Origin of the sequence: Serratia sp. PL17, from assembly GCF_017832355.1 — a bacterium.
Taxonomy (GTDB): Bacteria; Pseudomonadota; Gammaproteobacteria; order Enterobacterales; family Enterobacteriaceae; genus Serratia.
The window spans coordinates 1,125,313-1,145,198 of the sequence record NZ_JAFIBY010000001.1; the positions used below are offsets into that span (position 1 = coordinate 1,125,313).

Annotated in this window: 16 protein-coding genes; 4 read left to right on the top strand and 12 right to left on the bottom strand. The window is 55.6% G+C overall.

Features of this window, described 5'->3' with window-relative positions:
• Nucleotides 1-64: 64 nt before the first annotated feature.
• Nucleotides 65-1,258 (bottom strand): benzoate/H(+) symporter BenE family transporter, encoded by a 1,194-nt coding sequence (locus tag JOE25_RS05610; RefSeq protein ID WP_209633083.1) that lies wholly within the window; start codon nucleotides 1,256-1,258, stop codon nucleotides 65-67.
• A 113-nt stretch (nucleotides 1,259-1,371) separates the two neighbouring features.
• On the opposite strand from JOE25_RS05610, the gene JOE25_RS05615 reads away from it, so the two are divergent.
• Together JOE25_RS05615 and JOE25_RS05620 are read left to right on the top strand one after the other, a co-directional pair.
• Entirely contained in the window at nucleotides 1,372-1,935 is a 564-nt protein-coding gene (locus tag JOE25_RS05615; protein WP_209633084.1) for an XRE family transcriptional regulator, read from the top strand.
• Nucleotides 1,936-2,094: 159 nt separating this feature from the next.
• Nucleotides 2,095-4,185 (top strand): prolyl oligopeptidase family serine peptidase, encoded by a 2,091-nt coding sequence (locus JOE25_RS05620; protein ID WP_209633085.1) that lies wholly within the window; start codon nucleotides 2,095-2,097, stop codon nucleotides 4,183-4,185.
• An 81-nt stretch (nucleotides 4,186-4,266) separates the two neighbouring features.
• Here the strand turns inward: JOE25_RS05620 and dtpA are convergent, their stop codons facing one another.
• The 5 genes from dtpA to rsxD all read right to left on the bottom strand — a co-directional run bounded on the left by dtpA (nucleotide 4,267) and on the right by rsxD (nucleotide 9,455).
• Nucleotides 4,267-5,787 (bottom strand): dipeptide/tripeptide permease DtpA, encoded by a 1,521-nt coding sequence (gene dtpA / locus JOE25_RS05625; protein ID WP_209633086.1) that lies wholly within the window; start codon nucleotides 5,785-5,787, stop codon nucleotides 4,267-4,269.
• Between the two features lie 607 nt (nucleotides 5,788-6,394).
• Nucleotides 6,395-7,036 (bottom strand): endonuclease III, encoded by a 642-nt coding sequence (nth, locus tag JOE25_RS05630; protein ID WP_209633087.1) that lies wholly within the window; start codon nucleotides 7,034-7,036, stop codon nucleotides 6,395-6,397.
• Nucleotides 7,036-7,734, bottom strand: coding sequence for an electron transport complex subunit E (locus JOE25_RS05635; protein WP_209633088.1), 699 nt, complete (start codon nucleotides 7,732-7,734; stop codon nucleotides 7,036-7,038). Before JOE25_RS05635 ends, nth begins: the two co-directional genes overlap by 1 nt.
• Nucleotides 7,731-8,360 (bottom strand): electron transport complex subunit RsxG, encoded by a 630-nt coding sequence (gene rsxG / locus JOE25_RS05640; protein ID WP_209633090.1) that lies wholly within the window; start codon nucleotides 8,358-8,360, stop codon nucleotides 7,731-7,733. The genes JOE25_RS05635 and rsxG overlap by 4 nt, the downstream gene beginning before the upstream one ends.
• A gap of 9 nt (nucleotides 8,361-8,369) precedes the next feature.
• On the bottom strand, nucleotides 8,370-9,455 hold the full coding sequence (gene rsxD, locus JOE25_RS05645) for an electron transport complex subunit RsxD (protein ID WP_209633092.1): 1,086 nt from the start codon (nucleotides 9,453-9,455) through the stop codon (nucleotides 8,370-8,372).
• A 381-nt stretch (nucleotides 9,456-9,836) separates the two neighbouring features.
• On the opposite strand from rsxD, the gene JOE25_RS05650 reads away from it, so the two are divergent.
• Nucleotides 9,837-10,730 (top strand): helix-turn-helix domain-containing protein, encoded by an 894-nt coding sequence (locus tag JOE25_RS05650; RefSeq protein WP_209633094.1) that lies wholly within the window; start codon nucleotides 9,837-9,839, stop codon nucleotides 10,728-10,730.
• A 120-nt stretch (nucleotides 10,731-10,850) separates the two neighbouring features.
• Here the strand turns inward: JOE25_RS05650 and rsxC are convergent, their stop codons facing one another.
• The 6 genes from rsxC to JOE25_RS05680 form a co-directional block, all read right to left on the bottom strand.
• The gene (gene rsxC / locus JOE25_RS05655) at nucleotides 10,851-13,190 is read right to left on the bottom strand and encodes an electron transport complex subunit RsxC (RefSeq protein WP_209633096.1); all 2,340 of its coding nucleotides are present in this window, start codon (nucleotides 13,188-13,190) and stop codon (nucleotides 10,851-10,853) included.
• Entirely contained in the window at nucleotides 13,183-13,755 is a 573-nt protein-coding gene (gene rsxB, locus JOE25_RS05660; protein ID WP_209633099.1) for an electron transport complex subunit RsxB, read from the bottom strand. The genes rsxC and rsxB overlap by 8 nt, the downstream gene beginning before the upstream one ends.
• Nucleotides 13,755-14,336: an electron transport complex subunit RsxA gene (gene rsxA, locus JOE25_RS05665; RefSeq protein WP_004938443.1), complete on the bottom strand. Its 582-nt coding sequence runs from the start codon at nucleotides 14,334-14,336 to the stop codon at nucleotides 13,755-13,757. The genes rsxB and rsxA overlap by 1 nt, the downstream gene beginning before the upstream one ends.
• Nucleotides 14,337-14,481: 145 nt before the next feature.
• Nucleotides 14,482-14,922 carry a DUF2569 domain-containing protein gene (locus JOE25_RS05670; RefSeq protein WP_037414760.1) on the bottom strand — a complete coding sequence of 147 codons (441 nt, stop codon included), beginning with the start codon at nucleotides 14,920-14,922 and terminating at the stop codon, nucleotides 14,482-14,484.
• Nucleotides 14,923-15,190: 268 nt separating this feature from the next.
• Nucleotides 15,191-16,696 carry an L-arabinose isomerase gene (gene araA / locus JOE25_RS05675; protein ID WP_209633101.1) on the bottom strand — a complete coding sequence of 502 codons (1,506 nt, stop codon included), beginning with the start codon at nucleotides 16,694-16,696 and terminating at the stop codon, nucleotides 15,191-15,193.
• Between the two features lie 145 nt (nucleotides 16,697-16,841).
• Nucleotides 16,842-18,515 (bottom strand): ribulokinase, encoded by a 1,674-nt coding sequence (locus JOE25_RS05680; RefSeq protein WP_209633103.1) that lies wholly within the window; start codon nucleotides 18,513-18,515, stop codon nucleotides 16,842-16,844.
• Between the two features lie 360 nt (nucleotides 18,516-18,875).
• Here JOE25_RS05680 and JOE25_RS05685 point away from each other — a divergent pair, with 360 nt between their 5' ends.
• Nucleotides 18,876-19,859 (top strand): arabinose ABC transporter substrate-binding protein, encoded by a 984-nt coding sequence (locus JOE25_RS05685; RefSeq protein ID WP_209633105.1) that lies wholly within the window; start codon nucleotides 18,876-18,878, stop codon nucleotides 19,857-19,859.
• The last annotated feature ends 27 nt before the right edge of the window (nucleotides 19,860-19,886 follow it).

A 19,886-nucleotide genomic window follows, 5' to 3' on the forward strand; every position in this document is an offset into this window, starting at 1 on the left:
AGAAGATCACCGAAGGGGAAAAAAATTGCCACATTAACCCATGTGCGAAGGTCGCCCTGTTGGTTTAGCCTCCCGGTAGGCGCTTACGCTGCGGTAACGAGAGGATGAGATGGGCGATAGCCCCCCCGATAATTCCCCAGAATGCAGAACCCACACCGAGCAATGTCACGCCGGACGCGGTGATCAGGAAGGCAATCAGTGCGGCATCGCGCTGTCTTTCATCTTGCAGGGCGCGTTGCAAACTGCCTGCGATAGTGCCCAGCAGTGCAAGACCGGCAATGGTATGGATGAGTGCCGCAGGTAATGCGCTGAACAGCATGCCGATAACAGCGCCGAATACCCCAGCCAGCAGATAAAACCCACCTGCGGCCACGGCAGCCATATAGCGACGCTGTGGATCAGCGTGCACGTCCGGGCCCATGCAGATGGCGGCGGTAATCGCGGCAATACACACCGAAAACCCGCCAAAGGGGGCTAACAGCAGAGCGACCAGCGCCGTCCAACTGATCAGTGGTGACGTGGGCACGTTGTAGCCGGCTGCCTTCAGCGTTGCAATGCCCGGGGCGTTTTGTGATGCCATGGTGACAACGAAGAACGGGACGCCAATGCCTAATAACGTTGACCAGGTAAAATGCGGTGCAATAAATTCCGGTACGGCGAAAGTCAGTGGTTGTTGTGAAAGGTGAATATTGCCTTGCAGCGCTGCAATCGCCAGTCCGGCCAGCAGCGTCAACACAATCGCATAACGCGCCAAATAGCGGCGGGCGATCAAATACACCAATCCCATGCCCGCGCTGAGCACGAAATTGACCTGTAATGAGGCGAAGGCGTCGAGTCCAAAGCGCAGGAGGATCCCTGCCAGCATCGCCGCTGAAATAGCCTGGGGAATATAATCCATGAGCCGGGCGAACAACCCAGTGACGCCGCACAGCAGGATCAGTCCTGATGCAAAGATAAACACGCCAATGGCTTCGTTGATCGGAGTACCAGGCAGGCTGGTTACCAGCAGTGCCGCACCGGGAGTCGACCAGGCGGTCAAAATGGGGGTGCGGTAATACAGTGAAAGCCCCAGAGACGTTATCCCCATCCCCAGGCCTAACATGCTCAGCCAACCGCCGATCTGTAACGGCGTCGCGCCTGCGGCAGCGGCTGCCTGGAAGATAATGGCGGCGGAACTGGTGTAGCCCACCAATACCGCTACAAACCCGGCCATAACGGCGGGTAAAGAAAGGTGACGCAGAGAGATGGCAGGGCGCATAACACACTCCGGCAGCAGTTGTGCGTTATAGCGCACGAGAAGAAATGAGCATAGCATCGTGCGCTATAGCGCACAAGTGGCTATAATCAACCGGAATTTCAGGGGAGAAAAACATGCAGGAACTGTCCAGTCATCTGGCTCAGACGCTCCGTTCGTTGCGTATGCATCGCGGCTGGAGCCTGGCACAGGCAGCTGAAAACACCGGTGTCAGCAAGGCAATGCTGGGACAGATAGAACGCGGCGAATCCAGCCCGACGGTGGCGACACTGTGGAAGATAGCCACGGGCTTTAATGTGGCATTTTCTGCTTTTTTGGAAATATCACCGCTGCAACAGCAGGCGACGCTCCACCGCTATGGTGACGCGCCGGTGTTTAATCAGAACAGCGCCGATATGCGCGTCGTACCGCTGTTTCCGTTCGATCGTCAACTGGGCTTTGATATGTTTGTTATCGATCTGGCCCCGGGGGCTCTCAGCGAGTCTTCAGCGCATGAACCGGGGGTGATTGAGCATGTGATTGTCATCAGCGGTGAACTTGAGTTGGCGGTTGATGGGCAGTGGTATTCGCTGGCGACGGGCGAGGCAATGCGCTTCCAGGCCGATCGCCCCCATGCTTACCGCAATGCCAGCCAACAGACGGTGCGTATCCACGATCTGATCCACTATCCTAAATTTTGACTCAACGGTTGGGGCACAAGCTTTGACTCAGCGTTGTCAAAGACCTACTTTATTGAAAATGAGTCTTATTTATCCAAGAGAGGGAGCTTGATTTTGACGGTAACTCATCGACGCCAGTTTATTAAACTCAGTGTACAAACCGCAGGAGCCGTATTTGCGATGACTTCATTACCCAACAGTATCCGCCTGGCGATGGCGGCAGAAGGGGGCGCTCATCCCACCGATGAATTCCTGTGGCTGGAAGCGTTGCAGGGCAAGGCCGCCCAGGCGTGGATCAAGCAGGAAAACCAGCGTACCACTGCACGCTTTGCGCAAAGCGCAGCGTTCCAGCAGGTGGAAAAGCAGGTGTTGGACATTCTGAACAAAGACAGTCAAATTCCGTGGGTCGCCAAGCGCGGGAATTACTATTACAACTTTTGGCAGGATCAAACCAATCCACGGGGATTATGGCGACGGACCACGCTTCAGGAGTACCGCAAAGAAAAACCCGCCTGGGAAACGGTATTGGATATCGACGCACTGGGCAAGGCCGAGGGCAAAGACTGGGTGTTCCACGGTTCACAATCACTGGCACCAGAATACCGTTATTGCCTGGTGGAACTGTCACCGGACGGGGGTGACGCCACCGAAATTCGCGAGTTTGATCTGGTCAGCAAGCAGTTTGTGAAAGATGGCTTTGTCTTGCCTGTGGCGAAAAGCCAGGCGTCGTGGATTGATAAAGACACGCTGTTTGTCGCCACCGATTTTGGCCCAGGATCGATGACCCAATCCGGCTATGCGCGCATTGCCAAGCGCTGGCAGCGCGGTACACCCTTGAGTGCCGCCCAAATGCTGTATGAAGCGCAACCGCAGGACATGGCGGTGTTTGCCTATCACGACCACACGCCGGGGTTTGAACGGAACTACGTGGGCCGTAGCCTGGATTTTTACCGTCGTGAAACCTATCTGCTGACCGCGCAAGATCAACAGGTCAAAATTGATATTCCGGCTGACGCCGAGTTCAGCACACATCGCGAATGGTTGTTGATTAAACCGAGCAGTGACTGGGACGTTGGCGGTGTGCGTTATCCCTCCGGTTCACTGCTGGCGGCGCATTTCGATGATTATTTAGCGGGCAAGCGTGAGCTGACGGCATTATTCACCCCGACGGCTCAGGCTGCGCTGAGTGGTTACAGCGCCACGCGCGATCATTTGATCCTCAGTATCATGGACAACGTGGTCAACCGACTGGAAGTGCTGACGCCGCAGGGCACCACCTGGCAACGCAAGCCGCTGGGCAAGCCTGGTACGATCAGCACCATTTCAGCCGGCGGTATTGATGATGAAACCAATGATTATTTCCTGACCATCAGCGGTTTCCTGCAGCCAACCTCACTGTATCTGGGTAATCTTGATGGCGCTGAGGCAGAACTGCTCAAGCAGGGGCCACAAGACTTTGATGCCAGCGGCTATCAGGTCAGCCAGCATTTCACTGCCTCTAAAGACGGGACGCAGGTGCCGTATTTCCAGATAGCCGCCAAGGGCATCAAATTAGACGGCAGCAACCCAACGTTGCTGTACGGCTATGGCGGATTTGAAGTGTCGTTATTACCGGGCTACCTGGGGGCCAAGGCGCCGACCTGGCTTGAGCGCGGCGGCGTGTATGTGGTGGCGAATATCCGCGGCGGGGGCGAATATGGCCCCGCCTGGCATCAGGCGGCGCTAAAACAAAACCGCCACCGTGCTTACGAAGATTTTGCCGCCGTGGCACAGGATTTGATTGCGCGGAAAGTGACGTCGTCACAGCACCTGGGTGCCCGTGGCGGCAGCAATGGTGGGTTACTGGTGGGCAATATGCTGACACTTTACCCGCAGTTGTTCGGGTGTATTGTCTGCGAAGTGCCGCTGCTTGATATGCAACGCTATACCCAGCTGTCTGCGGGTGCATCATGGATTGCTGAATACGGCGACCCAAGCAAACCTGAAGAGTGGGCCTATATCAAAACATTCTCGCCTTACCACAACATTAAGGCTGATGTGGCCTACCCGCCGGTGTTGTTTTACACCGCCACCAGTGACGACCGGGTTAACCCATCCCATGCGCGTAAGATGGCGGCACGCATGCAGAAGATGGGCTACCAGCAGGTCTACTTCTATGAAAATACCGAAGGTGGGCACAGTGCGGCGGCGGATAAAAAACAATCCGCGTTTCATGGGGCATTGGTCAGCGAGTTCATGTGGACTAATCTGAGCGGCAAATCTTCGGTCTGAATCACCAACGACGCGGTATAAAAAAAAGCCGGTGCAAATTATTGCCCCGGCTTTTTTACGATTGGAAACCGTCGTCAGCGATTAATTGGCTGCAGCGGCAGCCTGCGCTTTCTTGTTGGTATCTTCTGCGGTGTCCAGCGTCATGCGATACAGCTTCGGCGCCGTCAGCATCATCAGGATGGCGATCACGGCGGTAGCAATACCAATTTGCATAAACACGTGGCTGTAGATAGCCAGTGACGCGTGGGCGTCGTTGACGTCGCTTGGCACAGCGGTCAGACCTGCGACTTTACCGGCAATCAGCGCAGCAGCGGCGGTGGTCAGGAACCAGGAGCCCATGATAAAGCCCATCAGGCGCTGTGGAACCAACTGAGCGACCATTGCAAGGCCCAGGCCGGAGATCATCAGCTCACCGATGCTCTGCAGTGCATAGCTCAGGATCAGCCAGTTAACCGAAACGATACCCTGTTCGTTGGCGAAGCTGGCGCCCCAAGGCAGCACCAGGAAGGCACCGGAGCACAGGATCATACCGAAAGCGAACTTGTGCGGCATTGGCAGACGGTCGCCCATCTTGTTATACAGCGCCGCCAGAATTGGGCTGGCCAGCATGATCCAGAACGGGTTCAGCGCCTGATACTGTTCAGGTTCAAAGGCAATGCCCAGGATGTTGTGCTCAACATTATGGATGGCGAAGAAATTCAGCGAGGTTGGCATCTGGCTGTACAACACGAAGAACACCACCGCTTCCAGCATCAGCAGGAAGGCGACGATCATCTTGCGGCGTGCGGCACCGTGCAGCGCAAAAGTTTCTTTGGCGAACACAATGACGATACCGATGGAAACGATAGCCAGTGCCCAGCGTGCAATAATCTGGTTGTGCAGCAGCCAGCTGGAAATAGCGACCAGCGCGACCACACCAACCAATACCATCAGCAGTTTTTTCACCTGCAGCGGTTTAAAGTCAGGCTTGGATCCCTGATTTTTTACCCATTTATTGCACATCATAAAGTTGACCAGGGTGATCAACATACCCACTACGCTCAGAGAGAACGCCACGCTCCAGCCATATTTGGCTGCCAGCCATGGCGTTGCCAGCATAGAGAAGAAGGAACCGATGTTCACCGACATATAGTACATGGTGAAAGCGCCATCGAGACGCGGGTCGTCTTTCTCATAGCAGGTTGACAGCAAGGAGGATGGGTTAGCCTTGAACAGGCCACTGCCCACGGCGATAGTCGCCATACCCAGATAGACCCAGAAGATGTCGTGGCCAGAGTAAGCCACCATGGCGTAGCCGATAGCCAGCACCAGTGCACCCAACACGATTACGCGTTTGGAGCCCAGCACTTTATCCCCAAGCCAGCCGCCGATGGCGACAAAGCCATAGACCAGTGCACTGAAGGAGGAGAACAGGGTAATGGAGTCGGCTTCACTCAGGCCAAGCATTTTGACCAGGTAAACCGCCATGATGCCTTGCAGGCCGTAATAACCAAAACGTTCCCAAAGCTCGATCGAGAAGATCAGATAAAACGCCTTAGGCTGTTTGAACGCGTTCAAACTGACGCTTTCAGGGTGTTTGCTGTTGTTGTTTGCTGTTGACACTGGTACCTCTGATTTTTCACTGCCCCGTCCCAGAGAGACGAGAAATTGCAAAAGGTGATGCAGGACTGCATCCTTCTGCGTTGTTATAGGATGGGATGACGGCGGTTAATGTTCACTATCTTTGTCAGCGAGGCAAGGTGTTTGTCATATCCTGTTACATATAACGTTCGCGAAGTGAAACAACCATGTTGCAAATGTTATGCAGCATTAACTTTCGACTTTATTTGCTTTGCCGAGTTTTTGTTTTGATTAAAAGCTATACGGAATTTAAACAGTGATATATTCTGCTGAATTGGATTTTGACGGTTCATATCAACAGGTGGGGTGATTAATCCATTGGATTGTTGTGCATATGGTGGGTTTTGTAAAATTATAGAAATTTAGGAAAACAGGGCTGGCGCTTGTGACGGTAATGTGATCTTTAAAACGTGAGGTTTGCCGCAATTTTTGACTAATTTTTCGCTTGAAAATAAGCGGGAAGTGCGTTTTCCACTGAAATCCTCGATAAGACCAAGGTTACTGCTGTTTGATATCACATTTCTGATAAAAAATAGCTCGATGGTATCGGGGGGATGAGGGACGGGCGCAATGTTGGCGCCCAACAGGATCAGGCGTCGGGATAAACCTTCTCTTTAAACTCACAGAGATCTTCAATGATGCAGGAACCGCAGCGCGGTTTACGTGCAATGCAGGTGTAGCGGCCGTGCAGAATCAGCCAGTGATGACAATCAACCTTAAATTCTGCGGGCACGACCTTTAATAGCTTCTCTTCAACCAGATCCACATTCTTGCCTGGCGCAAAATGCGTGCGGTTGCAGACGCGGAAGATATGGGTATCTACGGCAATGGTTGGCCAGCCAAAGGCCGTATTAAGCACCACGTTAGCCGTTTTTCGGCCAACGCCGGGCAGGGCCTCTAACGCGGCGCGATCTTCCGGCACTTCACCGTTGTGCAGCTCCAGCAGCATGCGACAGGTTTTGATCACGTTCTCAGCCTTGCTGTTAAACAGGCCGATGGTCTTGATATAGTTTTTAACGCCGTCAACGCCTAATGCCAGCATCGCCGCCGGCGTATTGGCGACCGGATAAAGCTTGGCGGTCGCTTTATTAACGCTGACATCGGTAGCCTGTGCGGAAAGTAGCACGGAGATCAACAGTTCAAACGGCGTGGTGTACACCAGTTCGGTGGTCGGCTGCGGGTTGTTGTCGCGCAGCCGGGTAAGAATTTCCAGCCGTTTCTGCTTGTTCATTATGCTTTCTCTGCCTGTCCTTGTCCCAGCACCGCTTCGGTGGTTAACGCTTTCGCCGTGCGTGCTTTCATCCGTTCATCAATCAGGTATTTTACGGCCAGCAACAATCCCAACCCGATGAAGGCGCCGGGTGGCAGCATAGCCAGCAGGAAAGGGCTGTCGAAGTGAACGACTTCAATGCGCAATACTTTGGCCCAGCTCCCCAACAGCATATCGGCGCCGTCGAACAGGGTACCGTTGCCCAGGAGTTCACGCATGGCACCCAGAGTAACCATCACACCGGTAGCGCCCAGGCCAATCGCCAAACCATCCAGCGCGGATAGGCCAATCGGTTTTTTAGAGGCTACCGCTTCAGCACGGCCGACCACGATACAGTTGGTGACGATCAACGGAATAAAGATCCCCAACGACTGATACAGGCCGAAGGCATAGGCGTTGATCAGCATTTGTACGATGCTCACGGCTGCGGCAATGATCATTACGTAAATCGGGATACGCACTTCATTTGGCACCCAGCGGCGCACGGCTGAAATGGATCCGTTGGTCAGCGTCAATACCAGGGTGGTTGCCAGCCCAAGCCCAAGGGCATTGGTCACGGTGGAGGTCACGGCCAACAGTGGGCACATCCCCAGCAATTGCACCAGGGCGGAGTTGTTTTTCCACAACCCTTGGACAATCAGATCTTTGGCTTCACTCATTCGCTGGCTCCACAGGCAGGTAAGCTATCAAGTTTAGGCGGCAGCGTTTCCATATACAATGCCGTGCGGCGAACGGCGTTGACCACTGCGCGTGGGGTGATGGTGGCACCGGTGAATTGATCGAACATACCGCCGTCCTTCTTCACCGCCCAGCGTTTATCGTCTGGGCCTTCAATTTTTTTGCCGCTGAAGAACGAGATCCAATTCGAGATACGTAATTCAATTTTATCGCCCAGTCCTGGGGTTTCATGGTGTTCGACCACACGAGTGCCCAGCACGGTGCCGCTGAAATCAGCCCCGACCAGCAGCTGAATCGCGCCGGAATAGCCGTCCGGGGCGGTGGTTTCTACCGCGGCCGCGGTGGGCTGACCGTTTTTGCGCGCCAGGTACAATCGATGCGGGGCACCATTACCCAGTGCCGGATCGCTGATCAGGAAACACTCGGTTTGCATGTTGTTGTCGTAGTGTTCAGGCGGAACCACCTGGTCAAGCAGCGCCTTTTGCTGCAAGGCCGCCTGGTGGGCGATGGTTTTCTGCGTCAGACTATGCACCACAGCGGTCAGGCCGGTGGTCACTGCGGCAAACACCGCCAGCGTGGTGCCATGCTTTCTCATTGAATTAAGCATCATGGCTCCTTAGCGATGGCCATACACGCGGGGCTGCGTGTAATGGTCGATAAGCGGTACGGTAATGTTGGCCAGCAGTACGGCAAAGGCGACGCCGTCGGGATAACCCCCGTAAACGCGGATAAGCCACACCAGAACGCCAACCAACGCGCCATAAATAAGGCGGCCTCTCGGCGTAGTAGACGCGCTGACTGGGTCGGTGGCAATAAAGAATGCACCCAACATGCTGGCACCGGAGAACAGATGAATCAGGGGCGAAGCTTGCTGCGCCGGATCAAGCCACCAGGCCAGACCGGAACACACCGCGATGGCTGCCAGCATGCTGAACGGGATCTGCCAGTGAATCAGGCGGCGGGCCAACATAAACAGGCCACCGGCCAGAAAACCGAGGTTGACCCATTGCCAACCGATGCCGGCTAACGCACCACCGAACAGCGGCTGCTGCAAAACCTGTTCGACGCTATGACCGCTGCGCAGGCCGGTTTTGAATCCGTCCAATGGCGTCGCCTGGCTGATGCCATCAATGCCCATTTGCAATTCATGGATGCTGGCACCTTGTGCAGTATGGCCGCTGAAAATAGCCAACAGCGTATCCTGGAATGACAGTGCGGTCGCACGTAGCTCATCCGGCGGCAGCCAGCTGGTCATCTGTACCGGGAAAGCGATCAGCAAGACGACATAGCCCACCATTGCCGGGTTGAACGGATTTTGTCCAAGGCCGCCATACAGCTGTTTAGCAATGACAATGGCGAAGAAGGTACCGATCACAATCATCCACCAGGGTGCTAACGGTGGCAAACTGATCCCCAGCAGCAGGGCGGTCAGCAGGGCAGAGTTATCCGCCAGCCGGGTGCGTACCGGCAATTTACGCAAGGCGAGAATGGCGCCTTCCGCCAATAGCGCGACGATCATTGCCAGAGCGGTTTGCACCAGGGTGCCATAGCCAAAAAAAACTACCTGCGCCGCAATACCGGGAATACAGGCCAACATCACCCACAGCATAATACGGCGGGTGCTTTGCTGGTTGTGGGTGAAAGGAGAGCTGGCGATGTGCAAGCCTTTGGTGGTTGCGGGTTGTACCGGCCTGAACTTCATAGAATAACTACACCTATCTTTACCGTATATTGGCAAGTTCAACGCGCCTCTCAGCGGAGGCGCAGGGAAAATTATAGCGCTGCATTCTACCTGAATCACTGCAAGGGTAATACGTCTTAATTGTAGGGCTATTAAGCTTTTAGCACTGCGCGTGTGCCAGGGGTTGGCAGGCAAATGGCGCGATTGGATTTTTCTTGGTGATAAAACCGGGATAGCTTGGTGCAGCAATCGTGAAATAGTCGTCATCACTGACCGGCGACAGGCAATATCCACTGGATTAATCGGGGGGATTAGGCCCCGTTTTTCGCACAAAATAACAACTTTTGCATAATCTATGTGGGTTATTATCCCGAGTATTATTAAGTTAGTGAATGTATATTAATGACTAATGAAGATGTATTTTTTATTGAAGAGTTAATTGAGTGGGTTGAGATACATCTGGAGAAACGGCCAAACCTGGACGAAGTCGCGCGCATTTCCGGCTATTCCAAGTGGCACCTGCAACGTAAGTTCAAACGTATCACTGGTATTCAACTTGCCACCTATATTCGCTCACGCATTCTGACGCGCGCCGCGGTAGCGTTACGTATTACTCATCGTTCTATTATCGATATTTCAGACGAACTGGGTTTCGATTCCCAGCAAACCTTCACTCGGATGTTCAAACAGCGTTTCGACACCACGCCTAACCGTTACCGTTCGATGGAGCGGTGGGATGTGAAGAACCTGATGCCGCGCTTTAGTTTTGATGCCAACTTTGCGGCTGACTACTACCCAGAGGTCAAGCGCCTGACCCTGCCGGATATGCAATTGGTTGGCTACTCACGTCAGTTGGATTTTGTCGGAGAGACGGAGATCGAACATTCGTCTTGTATGGCGATGAAAGATGAAATCTTTACCGATTTCTTCCGCGGGCTTAATGTCGATTGCCACCGTGTTTACAGTATTCACTCTGTCCGTAATCGAGGGGGCAGCGAATGTTCCGCGACGCACATCATGGCGGTGGATCCTGAGAATAAAAAAGACATTTTGTCAGGTTATCATATTGATAATATCCCTATTGCCGGGCGTGAGTATATCTCCATCAATCATTTGGGTACCGCGAAAGAGTGTTCACAGTTCTTTGCCTATCTGAGCACCCATGTGATGCCAGGACTCCGGCATGAGGTGAAAGGCAGCATTGAAATGGAAATTATTCAAACCAAAGAATGGAATCAGGATTCGAAAATGCGTCAGATCGACGTTGATTACACCTATCTGATTTCTATCGACTAGAGGGCGCCCCTGTAAGCGGAGCCGTCAATTGGGTTCAGCTAGCCTCATCATGGTCGCCAGCGACACTGACATACAATAAGGCATTGAGGCGCCCTGGATCCTGCAAGGCGCCTCATTTCGTCACTCTTTATCCATTTCTGCCGTGGTCAGACTCTGCGCGGCTTTTTTAGCTTTGACGCGTGCGATGGCCGCCGCAACCGCTGCCTTGCGCGGATCCTCTTCTGTCACTGTGGCAGCGGGTTCGGCCGGTGTGTCAACCGGGGCTGCCTGCTGCGCGGCTTTCTTGGCTTTGGCACGGGCGATGGCCGCCGCAACCGCTGCCTTGCGCGGATCCTCTTCTGTCACAGTGGCAACGGGCTCGGCCGGTGTGTCAACCGGGGCGGCCTGCTGCGCGGCTTTTTTGGATTTGGCACGGGCGATGGCCGCCGCAACCGCCGCCTTGCGCGGATCCTCTTCTGTCACTGTGGCAACGGGCTCGGCCGGTGCGTCAACCGGGGCTGCCTGCTGCGCGGCTTTCTTGGCTTTGGCACGGGCGATGGCCGCTGCAACCGCCGCCTTGCGCGGATCCTCTTCTGTCACAGTGGCAACGGGCTCGGCCGGTGCGTCAACCGGGGCTGCCTGCTGCGCGGCTTTCTTGGCTTTGACTCGCGCCAATGCCGCCGCAACCGCCGCCTTGCGTGGATCCTCCTCTGTCACTGTGGCAACGGGCTCGGCCGGTGCGTCAACCGGGTCCACCTGCTGGGCGGCCTTCTTGGCTTTGACTCGCGCTAATGCCGCAGCCACTGCCGCCTTGCGCGGATCATCGCCTTCTGCGGCGGCACTCGGCGTAGGGATTATTTCCTGCTGGGCGCGGCGTTCGCGAGCCTGCGCCTTGCGAGCCTCGCGGGCAGCAATCATCTCGCTGTTGTCCGGCGCGTCACCGCGAATAGTGCCCGTCGCCGGTGCGGCATTCTTACTGCGAACCCGTGCCAGGGCAGCCTGAACGGCATCCTGATCGCCATCGGTTAATTTGACCGCCGCTTTCTTGTGGCGCTCTTCGCGTGCCAGTTTTTCACGTTCGAGACGCGCCAGCTTGGCTTCATAACGTGCCTTGGCTTCCGCCGTGCGTGCCGCTTCCTGATCGATGGCTTTGATCTCGGCCTTTTCCTGGCGGTAGTACTGCACCAGCGGAATATTGCTTGGGCAAACAAACGCACAGGCACCACATTCAATGCAGTCGAACAGATTATGATTGCGGGCTTTTTCGTGTTCTTCGCCGCGGCTGAACCAGTAAAGCTGTTGCGGTAACAGACCTGCTGGGCAAGCGTCAACGCACAAGCCGCAGCGAATGCAGGATTGTTCGGGTTCCTGTGGCGCCATTTCACTGACAGACGGTGCCAGAATACAGTTGCTGATCTTCACGATCGGCACGTTAAGCGCGGGGAGGGTAAAGCCCATTAGCGGGCCGCCCATCACCACCATTTGCTGGGGCTGGGGCTGAAAACCGGCAAACTTCAGCAGGTGTTGCACTGGCGTACCAATGCGTGCCCACAGGTTGCCCGGTTGGCTCAGGGCTTCGCCGGTCAGGGTCACCACGCGCTCGATCAGGGGCTCACCGTCGACAATGGCGCGTTTGATCGCAAAGGCGGTGCCGACGTTTTGCATGAGCACGCCAATCGCGGAGGAGTGCTTGCCGTGCGGCACTTCTTTGCCTGTCAGGATCTTGGTGAGCTGCTTGGCGCCACCGGAAGGGTACTTGGTCGGGATCACGCGCAGGGCAATGCCGGGCTGGTCACGTAACGCATGTTTTAACGCGTCGATCGCTTCGGGTTTATTGTCCTCGATACCGATCAGGGTGACCTTGGGTTGCAGCAGGTGACGCAGGATTTGCGTGCCTTCGATAATTTGATCGGCATGTTCCTGCATCAGACGATCATCGGCAGTGATATAAGGTTCACATTCTGCGGCATTCAGGATCAGGGTTTCCACCCCGTTCATCCCCCCTTGCAGCTTGCTGGCGGTCGGGAAACCGGCACCGCCCAGCCCGGCGATGCCGGCCTGATGAATACGTTGGATCAGTTCGTTCGTTGCCAGTTGGCGGTAATCCGCCACCGGCGTGCGCTCACACCAGCGGTCTTCGCCGTCAGGCTCAATGATCACGCACAGCTCTGCCAACCCTGATGGGTGAGCCGTGATATGCGGTTTGATGGCGCTAACGGTACCGGAGGTGGGGGCGTGCACGGGGACAGTGCGGCCACGGCCGACGGTCAGCGGTTGGCCTTTAAGTACCCGATCGCCCGTTTTGACGCACAGCTCACCTTCCGGCCCCAGATGTTGCTGAAGCGGGATAACAAAGGTGTCAGGCAGTGGAGCGACACGCAGCGGCACACCGCTGGACAGCGTCTTCATTTCCGGTGGATGGATCCCGCCGTCGAAATCCCAAATCCGGTCTTTTTTGAAGGCGGCGAACAAATTAAGCATGTTGCTCCACGTGAATCACTTGCACCGGGATCGTCTTCATATCCCACTTCCAGTTGGCGGTAGTGGTGGCGACCGGTCTCATTTCAATACAATCGGTAGGGCACGGCGCAACACACAGGTCGCAGCCGGTACAAAGATCGGTAATGACGGTATGCATGGCGCGGGTGGCACCGACGATGGCGTCCACCGGGCAAGCCTGAATACACTTGGTGCAGCCGATACAATTGGCTTCGTCGATATAGGCGATCTGACGTACAGGCTCGACAGCGGCTTCGCTACCCAGCGGCTGTGGTTCGACGTTGAGCAGCTCGGCTAATTTCAGCATCACTTGCTCGCCACCCGGCGCGCATTTGTTGATCATCTCACCGTTAGCCACGGCTTCGGCATAAGGGCGGCAACCGGGGTAACCGCATTGGCCACACTGACTCTGGGGCAGGATCTCATCGACCTGCTCGGCCACGGGGTCTTCTTCTACTTCAAAACGGCGTGCGGCAAAGCCCAGCACCAGGCCAAACAACAGGCCGAGCGCGCTCAATGCCGCAATCGCAATCCATAACGCGGTCATTAGAATTTCACCAGCCCGGTAAAGCCCATAAAGGCCAGTGACATCAGCCCGGCGGTGATCAGCGCGATGGACGAACCGCGGAAAGGGGCCGGTACGTCGGCGACAGCCAAGCGTTCACGGATCGCAGCGAACAATACCATCACCAGCGAGAAACCTGCGGCGGCACTGAAGCCATAGACCGCAGACTGCAGGAAATTGTAGCCGAGGTTGACGTTAAGCAGCGCAACGCCCAGTACCGCGCAATTGGTGGTGATCAACGGCAGGAAAATGCCCAGCAGGCGATACAGCGCCGGGCTGGTTTTGCGCACAACCATCTCGGTAAATTGCACCACGACGGCGATCACCAGAATAAATGACAGCGTGCGCAGATACACCAGATCCAACGGAACCAGGATAAAGGTGTTGATCACCCAGGCGCTGACGGAGGCCAGCGTCATAACAAACGTGGTAGCCATCCCCATACCAATGGCGCTTTCCAGCTTTTTGGAAACGCCGAGGAACGGGCACAGGCCAAGAAACTTCACCAGGACGAAGTTATTCACCAGTACGGTGCCGACAAACAGGAGCAGGTATTCGGTCATTGCGATGCCTAAAAAAATAAAAGCCGCCTATTATCGGGAATTGGCGGCCTGACCACAACATAGGGATAGCAGGGTTATTGCCCTTTTTGCCCATTTTTGGCGAATATTTACACAATAACTCGCACAAAACGTGCCACAGCCGAGGTTAGCGCTCGGTAAAGGTACCTTTGACCCGTTGTGAACGCTTCATATAAGGCACCAGCAGCGCCGCCATTAACAATGGCCAACCCAAACTGCGCACAGCCAACTCATCCGGTACCGGCGCAAAGGCAAAGGCTTTCACCGCCAGCAACACGGTGATCAACAGCCACAAGAGGAAGAGTTTGGGGAACCGCAGTGATCGGTGGCAGAACAACCAAAGCAGCCACAGGGTAAAGCACCACATCGCCAGCGTCGTCAGCACTGAAAAATACCACTGCATGCTAAAGGCCTGGGCGTTGGTCAGCAGGTATTCGCGCGATTCCGGCATGAAAATGGCCATGGCATACAGGAGCAGCATCAGGCTGGCACTAAGCAGGGTGACGATCAGATAGGCCATTGGGGCCAGCAACCAACCGCCGATACGGGTGTATTCAGCTTGAGACATAAACGGCTTCCTGGGTAAGACATGATTCAATGAGACAGCCGCATAGCTTAGCGGGTAATGCGGGCTTAGTCATCAATATCACGTTATACCCTGTATACTTGAAGCTGCCTCTTTGTTGGCTTCCTGCGCTTACCCCGGTCACATACTGCTTGTTGGCTCCGGGGGATGCGCTGAGTTGCCGCCGCGATGCAATTTCAATTATTTGGGGTATAGATGTCAGGGAGCGTTTGGCTACCGGCAGACTGTTTTGCTGCCGGTAGCGGGAAAACTAACGGCGGTTAAGTTGGTAGTAGGCGTCGTTCCAGCGCAGCGCATTTTTGAATGCCGGAAGGGTGGTTGCCTGATCGATTAACAAAAACTCGATGTTATGCATTTCGGCATACAGTTGTAACAGTTCGGCATCCAGCGCCTGTGAGAATACGGTATGGTGTGCTCCCCCCGCCAGGATCCAGGCTTCAGCGGCAGTGGCCAGCGTGGGTTGTGCCCGCCAAATGGCACGTGCCACCGGCAGTTTTGGCAGTGGATGCGGCTGTTCCACCGTGTCCACCTGGTTGACCAGCAAACGGAAGCGATCGCCCAGGTCAATCAGGCTCGCGTTAACGGCAGGGCCGGCCGGGGTGGAGAAAATCAGCCGCGCCGGGTCGGCCTTGCCGCCGATTCCGAGAGGGTGGATATCCAGCAGCGGTTTGTGTTCTTTGGCGATCGACGGACAGACCTCCAGCATGTGTGAGCCGACCACTAAATCGTTACCGGGTTGGAAGTGGTAGGTGTAATCCTCCATAAACGACGTGCCACCGTTTAACCCGCTGGCCATGACCTTGAGAATGCGCAGCAAGGCCGCAGTTTTCCAATCGCCTTCGCCGCCAAAGCCGTAACCTTGTTGCATTAGGCGCTGCACCGCCAGCCCCGGCAGCTGTTTCATGCCATGCAGGTCTTCAAAATTGGTGGTGAAAGCCTGGAAGTTACCCTGTTCAAGGAATCGCTTCATGCCCAGTTCGATCCGCGCGGCATCGATCAGGTTCTCTCGCTTTGCCCCGTTGATCTTCGCAACGTCACTTAACACATAGCTGGCTTCATACTCTTCAATCAGCGCATCCACATCGCCACGGCTGACTTCATTGATGACGCTGACCAAATCGCCGATACCATAGGCATTGACCGAGTAGCCAAACTGGATCTGGGCGCCGACCTTGTCGCCCTCTGTCACCGCCACTTCACGCATGTTGTCACCAAAGCGAGCCACTTTCAGCTGCTGGCTGGCCTGTTTGGCTGCGGCTGCGCGCATCCATTGGCTGATGCGTCGGTGTGCCTCGGGATCCTGCCAGTGGCCGGCAATCACGCTGTGCTGTTGACGCATACGGGCGCCAATGAAACCAAACTCACGGCCGCCGTGAGCCGTTTGGTTAAGGTTCATAAAGTCCATATCCATGCTGTCCCAAGGGACCTGGGCGTTGAACTGGGTATGGAACTGCAGCAGGGGCTTGTGGAGGATGGATAATCCTGCGATCCACATTTTTGCCGGTGAGAAAGTGTGAAGCCAGGTCAGAATGCCGATGCACTGTGGCTGATAGTTGGCGTCACGGCACAGAGCGGTGATTTCATCCGGTGTGGTGACCAACGGTTTCAGCACCAGTTTTACCGGCAACCCGGCTTCGCGGTTAAGGCTATCAACCACCTGCTCGGCGTGAGTTCTGACCTGTTGCAACGTTTGCGGGCCATAAAGGTGTTGGCTGCCGATGGCGAACCAGACTTCGCGCTGTTTAAATGCGTCCATTAAAAACTCCTGAATTGTGTATTGGGACTGATTTGCTGAACCGCGGGTTGGGACGGATACCCGTAATAGTTGGCGTTGCGTCGGTATCTAAGCGCATTCCCGGTGAGGTGACCGGGGATGCGCAGGAAGCCAACGGGGGGCCACGTCACGTATCTTGGGCGTAGCGTGGCTCGGCGGCCTGGCACCATTGCTGATAACGCTGATAAAGTTGTTGGTAGCGAGCGACACGCTGTGCGTCTGGCTGTAAGGTGCGTTCGATGTCACAGGCCATTTGGCGTTGGGCGTCGGGCACACTGCCAAAACGGCCCGCGGCCACGGCGGCGAAGATCGCCGCGCCCAACGCACAACACTGATCGGAGGCAACAATGTGCAGCGGCCGGTTCATTACGTCGGCGCAGACCTGCATGATCGCCGTGGATTTACGCGCAATACCGCCCAAGGCCAGCACGTTATCGACCGGGATCTCCTGCTGTTCAAAGCACTCCATAATGGCGCGGGCGCCAAAGGCGGTGGCGGCAATAAACCCGCCAAACAGGGTCGGCGCATCGGTACCGAGATTGAGATCGGCTATCACACCTTTCAACCGCTGGTTAGCGTAAGGGGTGCGACGGCCGTTAAACCAGTCCAGCACCACCGGCAGATGGTCCAGTGAAGGAGCCTTGGCCCAAGCGTCGGTCAGTGCCGCCAGTAACCCCGTTTCAATGTCTTGCAGCTGTGGCCGCAATTGAGGGTGATTTTTTGCGGCTTCACGCAGCGGCCAGCTGAGCAAACGGCTGAACCACGCATACATATCGCCAAAGGCTGATTGTCCGGCCTCCATGCCGATCAACCCCGGCACCACGCTGCCATCGACCTGGCCACAAATGCCTTGAATGGCACGCCCGTCTGCCCGTTTGCGATCGGCGATCAAGATGTCGCAGGTAGAGGTGCCAATCACTTTTACCAAGGTATAAGGTTGGGCACCCGCACCGACGGCACCCATATGACAGTCAAAGGCACCACCGGACAAGACCACTGTCGTCGGTAATCCAAGGCGTGTGGCCCATTCAGGGCTCAAGGTACCCACCGGCAGGTCGGCGGTGTAACAATCTTCAAACAGTGGCCAAGGCAAGTGCTCAACCAACATGGGGTCGAGGGCAGCAAAAAAGGCTTTTGGTGGCAGACCGCCCCAGTCGGGGTGCCACAATGTCTTGTGGCCCACGCTGCAACGCCCGCGTTTTAGCTGATGTGGGGCAGTGGTGCCGGACAAAAGCGCCGGTACCCAATCGCACAGTTCCACCCAGGAAGCGGCCGCCCGGCGAACCTCGGCGTCTTGGCGCGTGACATGCAGGATCTTGGCCCAGAACCATTCGGCCGAGTAGACGCCGCCGATATAGCGGGAATAGTCGGGGAATTCACCGCTGCGGCACAGCCGATTGATGGCGTCGGCTTCTTCGAGGGCGGTGTGATCTTTCCACAGGACAAACATGGCGTTTGGGTTGTCGGCAAATTCTGGCCGCAGCGCCAATACCTGGCCTTGCTCGTCTATCGGCGCCGGCGTGGAGCCTGTTGAGTCAACGCCAATGCCAATCACCTGCAACCGTTGCTGCGGGGTCATACGTTGTACCAGACCGACAATGGCCTGTTCCAGGGTTTCAATATAGTCGAGTGGGTGATGGCGGAAACGGTTCTCCGCCGCATTGCAGAATTCACCGCGTTGCCAGCGGGGATAATAAACCACCTCGGTATCCAGCTCCGCACCGTCCTGGCAGTCAACCGCCAAAACCCGTACCGAATCGCTACCGAAATCCAATCCCAGGGCAATAGCACCTGCCGTCATGATGTGACTCCTGATGTGTTAACACGCTGTGACAACCATAGGAGCCGAAGCGGTGGGCAGGTGAGGAGCCGTTGGCTGGAAGTATGCACTTTTCTGCTTCACGCAGTGGTTTTGTGATGGCTGTCATAAGTTAGCGCTTGGCGAAACTCGCTAAATATATGCACATATCTGCTGTATTCCACGGATGTGATAGCGCTCTACATTTAAGTAACAAATACCCGCTAAAACTTAAGCCGTCTTACCCCTGCCGTGGGTGATTGCCGCGATATATGCGACATACCGACGGTATAAAACCTAATGATAACGTTTTCACCGCGAGCGGGTTTCGTCGCCAAAGAGAACAAAATAGCGGAGAGCATCATGCATAAATTCACTAAGGCGCTGGCGACACTGGGTCTGGCGGCCGTTATGTCACATTCAGCTATCGCCGAAACGATGAAACTGGGTTTTTTGGTCAAGCAGCCGGAGGAGCCGTGGTTCCAGACAGAATGGAAGTTTGCGGACAAGGCCGGTAAAGACCTGGGTTTTGAGGTGATCAAAATCGCCGTGCCGGATGGGGAAAAAACCCTGAATGCCATCGACAGTCTGGCGGCCAGCGGAGCCAAGGGCTTCGTGATTTGTACGCCGGATCCGAAGCTTGGATCGGCGATCGTTGCCAAAGCGCGCAGTTACAACCTGAAGGTGATTGCCGTGGACGACCAGTTTGTCAACGCGAAGGGCAAACCTATGGACACTGTGCCCTTGGTGATGATGGCCGCCACAAAAATCGGTGAGCGCCAGGGCCAGGAGTTGTGGAAAGAGATGAACAAGCGCGGTTGGACACTGCCGGATACCGCCGTGATGGCGATCACCGCCGATGAGCTGGACACCGCCCGTCGTCGTACCGGGGGTTCCATTGCGGCGTTAAAGGCTGCCGGCTTCCCAGAAAAGCAGATTTATAGGGTACCGACCAAATCTAACGACATTCCGGGGGCGTTTGACGCCGCAAACTCAATGTTGGTGCAGCATCCGGAAGTAAAAAACTGGCTGATTGTCGGGATGAATGACAACACCGTGCTGGGCGGCGTGCGCGCTACCGAAGGCCAGGGGTTCAAAGCGCCGAACGTGATCGGCATTGGTATCAACGGCGTGGATGCGGTCAGTGAATTGTCCAAGGGGCAGGCGACCGGCTTCTACGGTTCACTGCTGCCAAGCCCGGATATCCACGGTTACAAGAGTATTCAGATGTTGCATGACTGGGTCGAAAAAGGCGTAGAACCGCAGAAATTCACCGAAGTGACGGATGTGGTGTTGATCACCCGTGACAACTTCAAAACCGAACTGCAGAAAAAAGGCCTGATGTAATCCCCGAGCCGCCCGCAGCATTATACC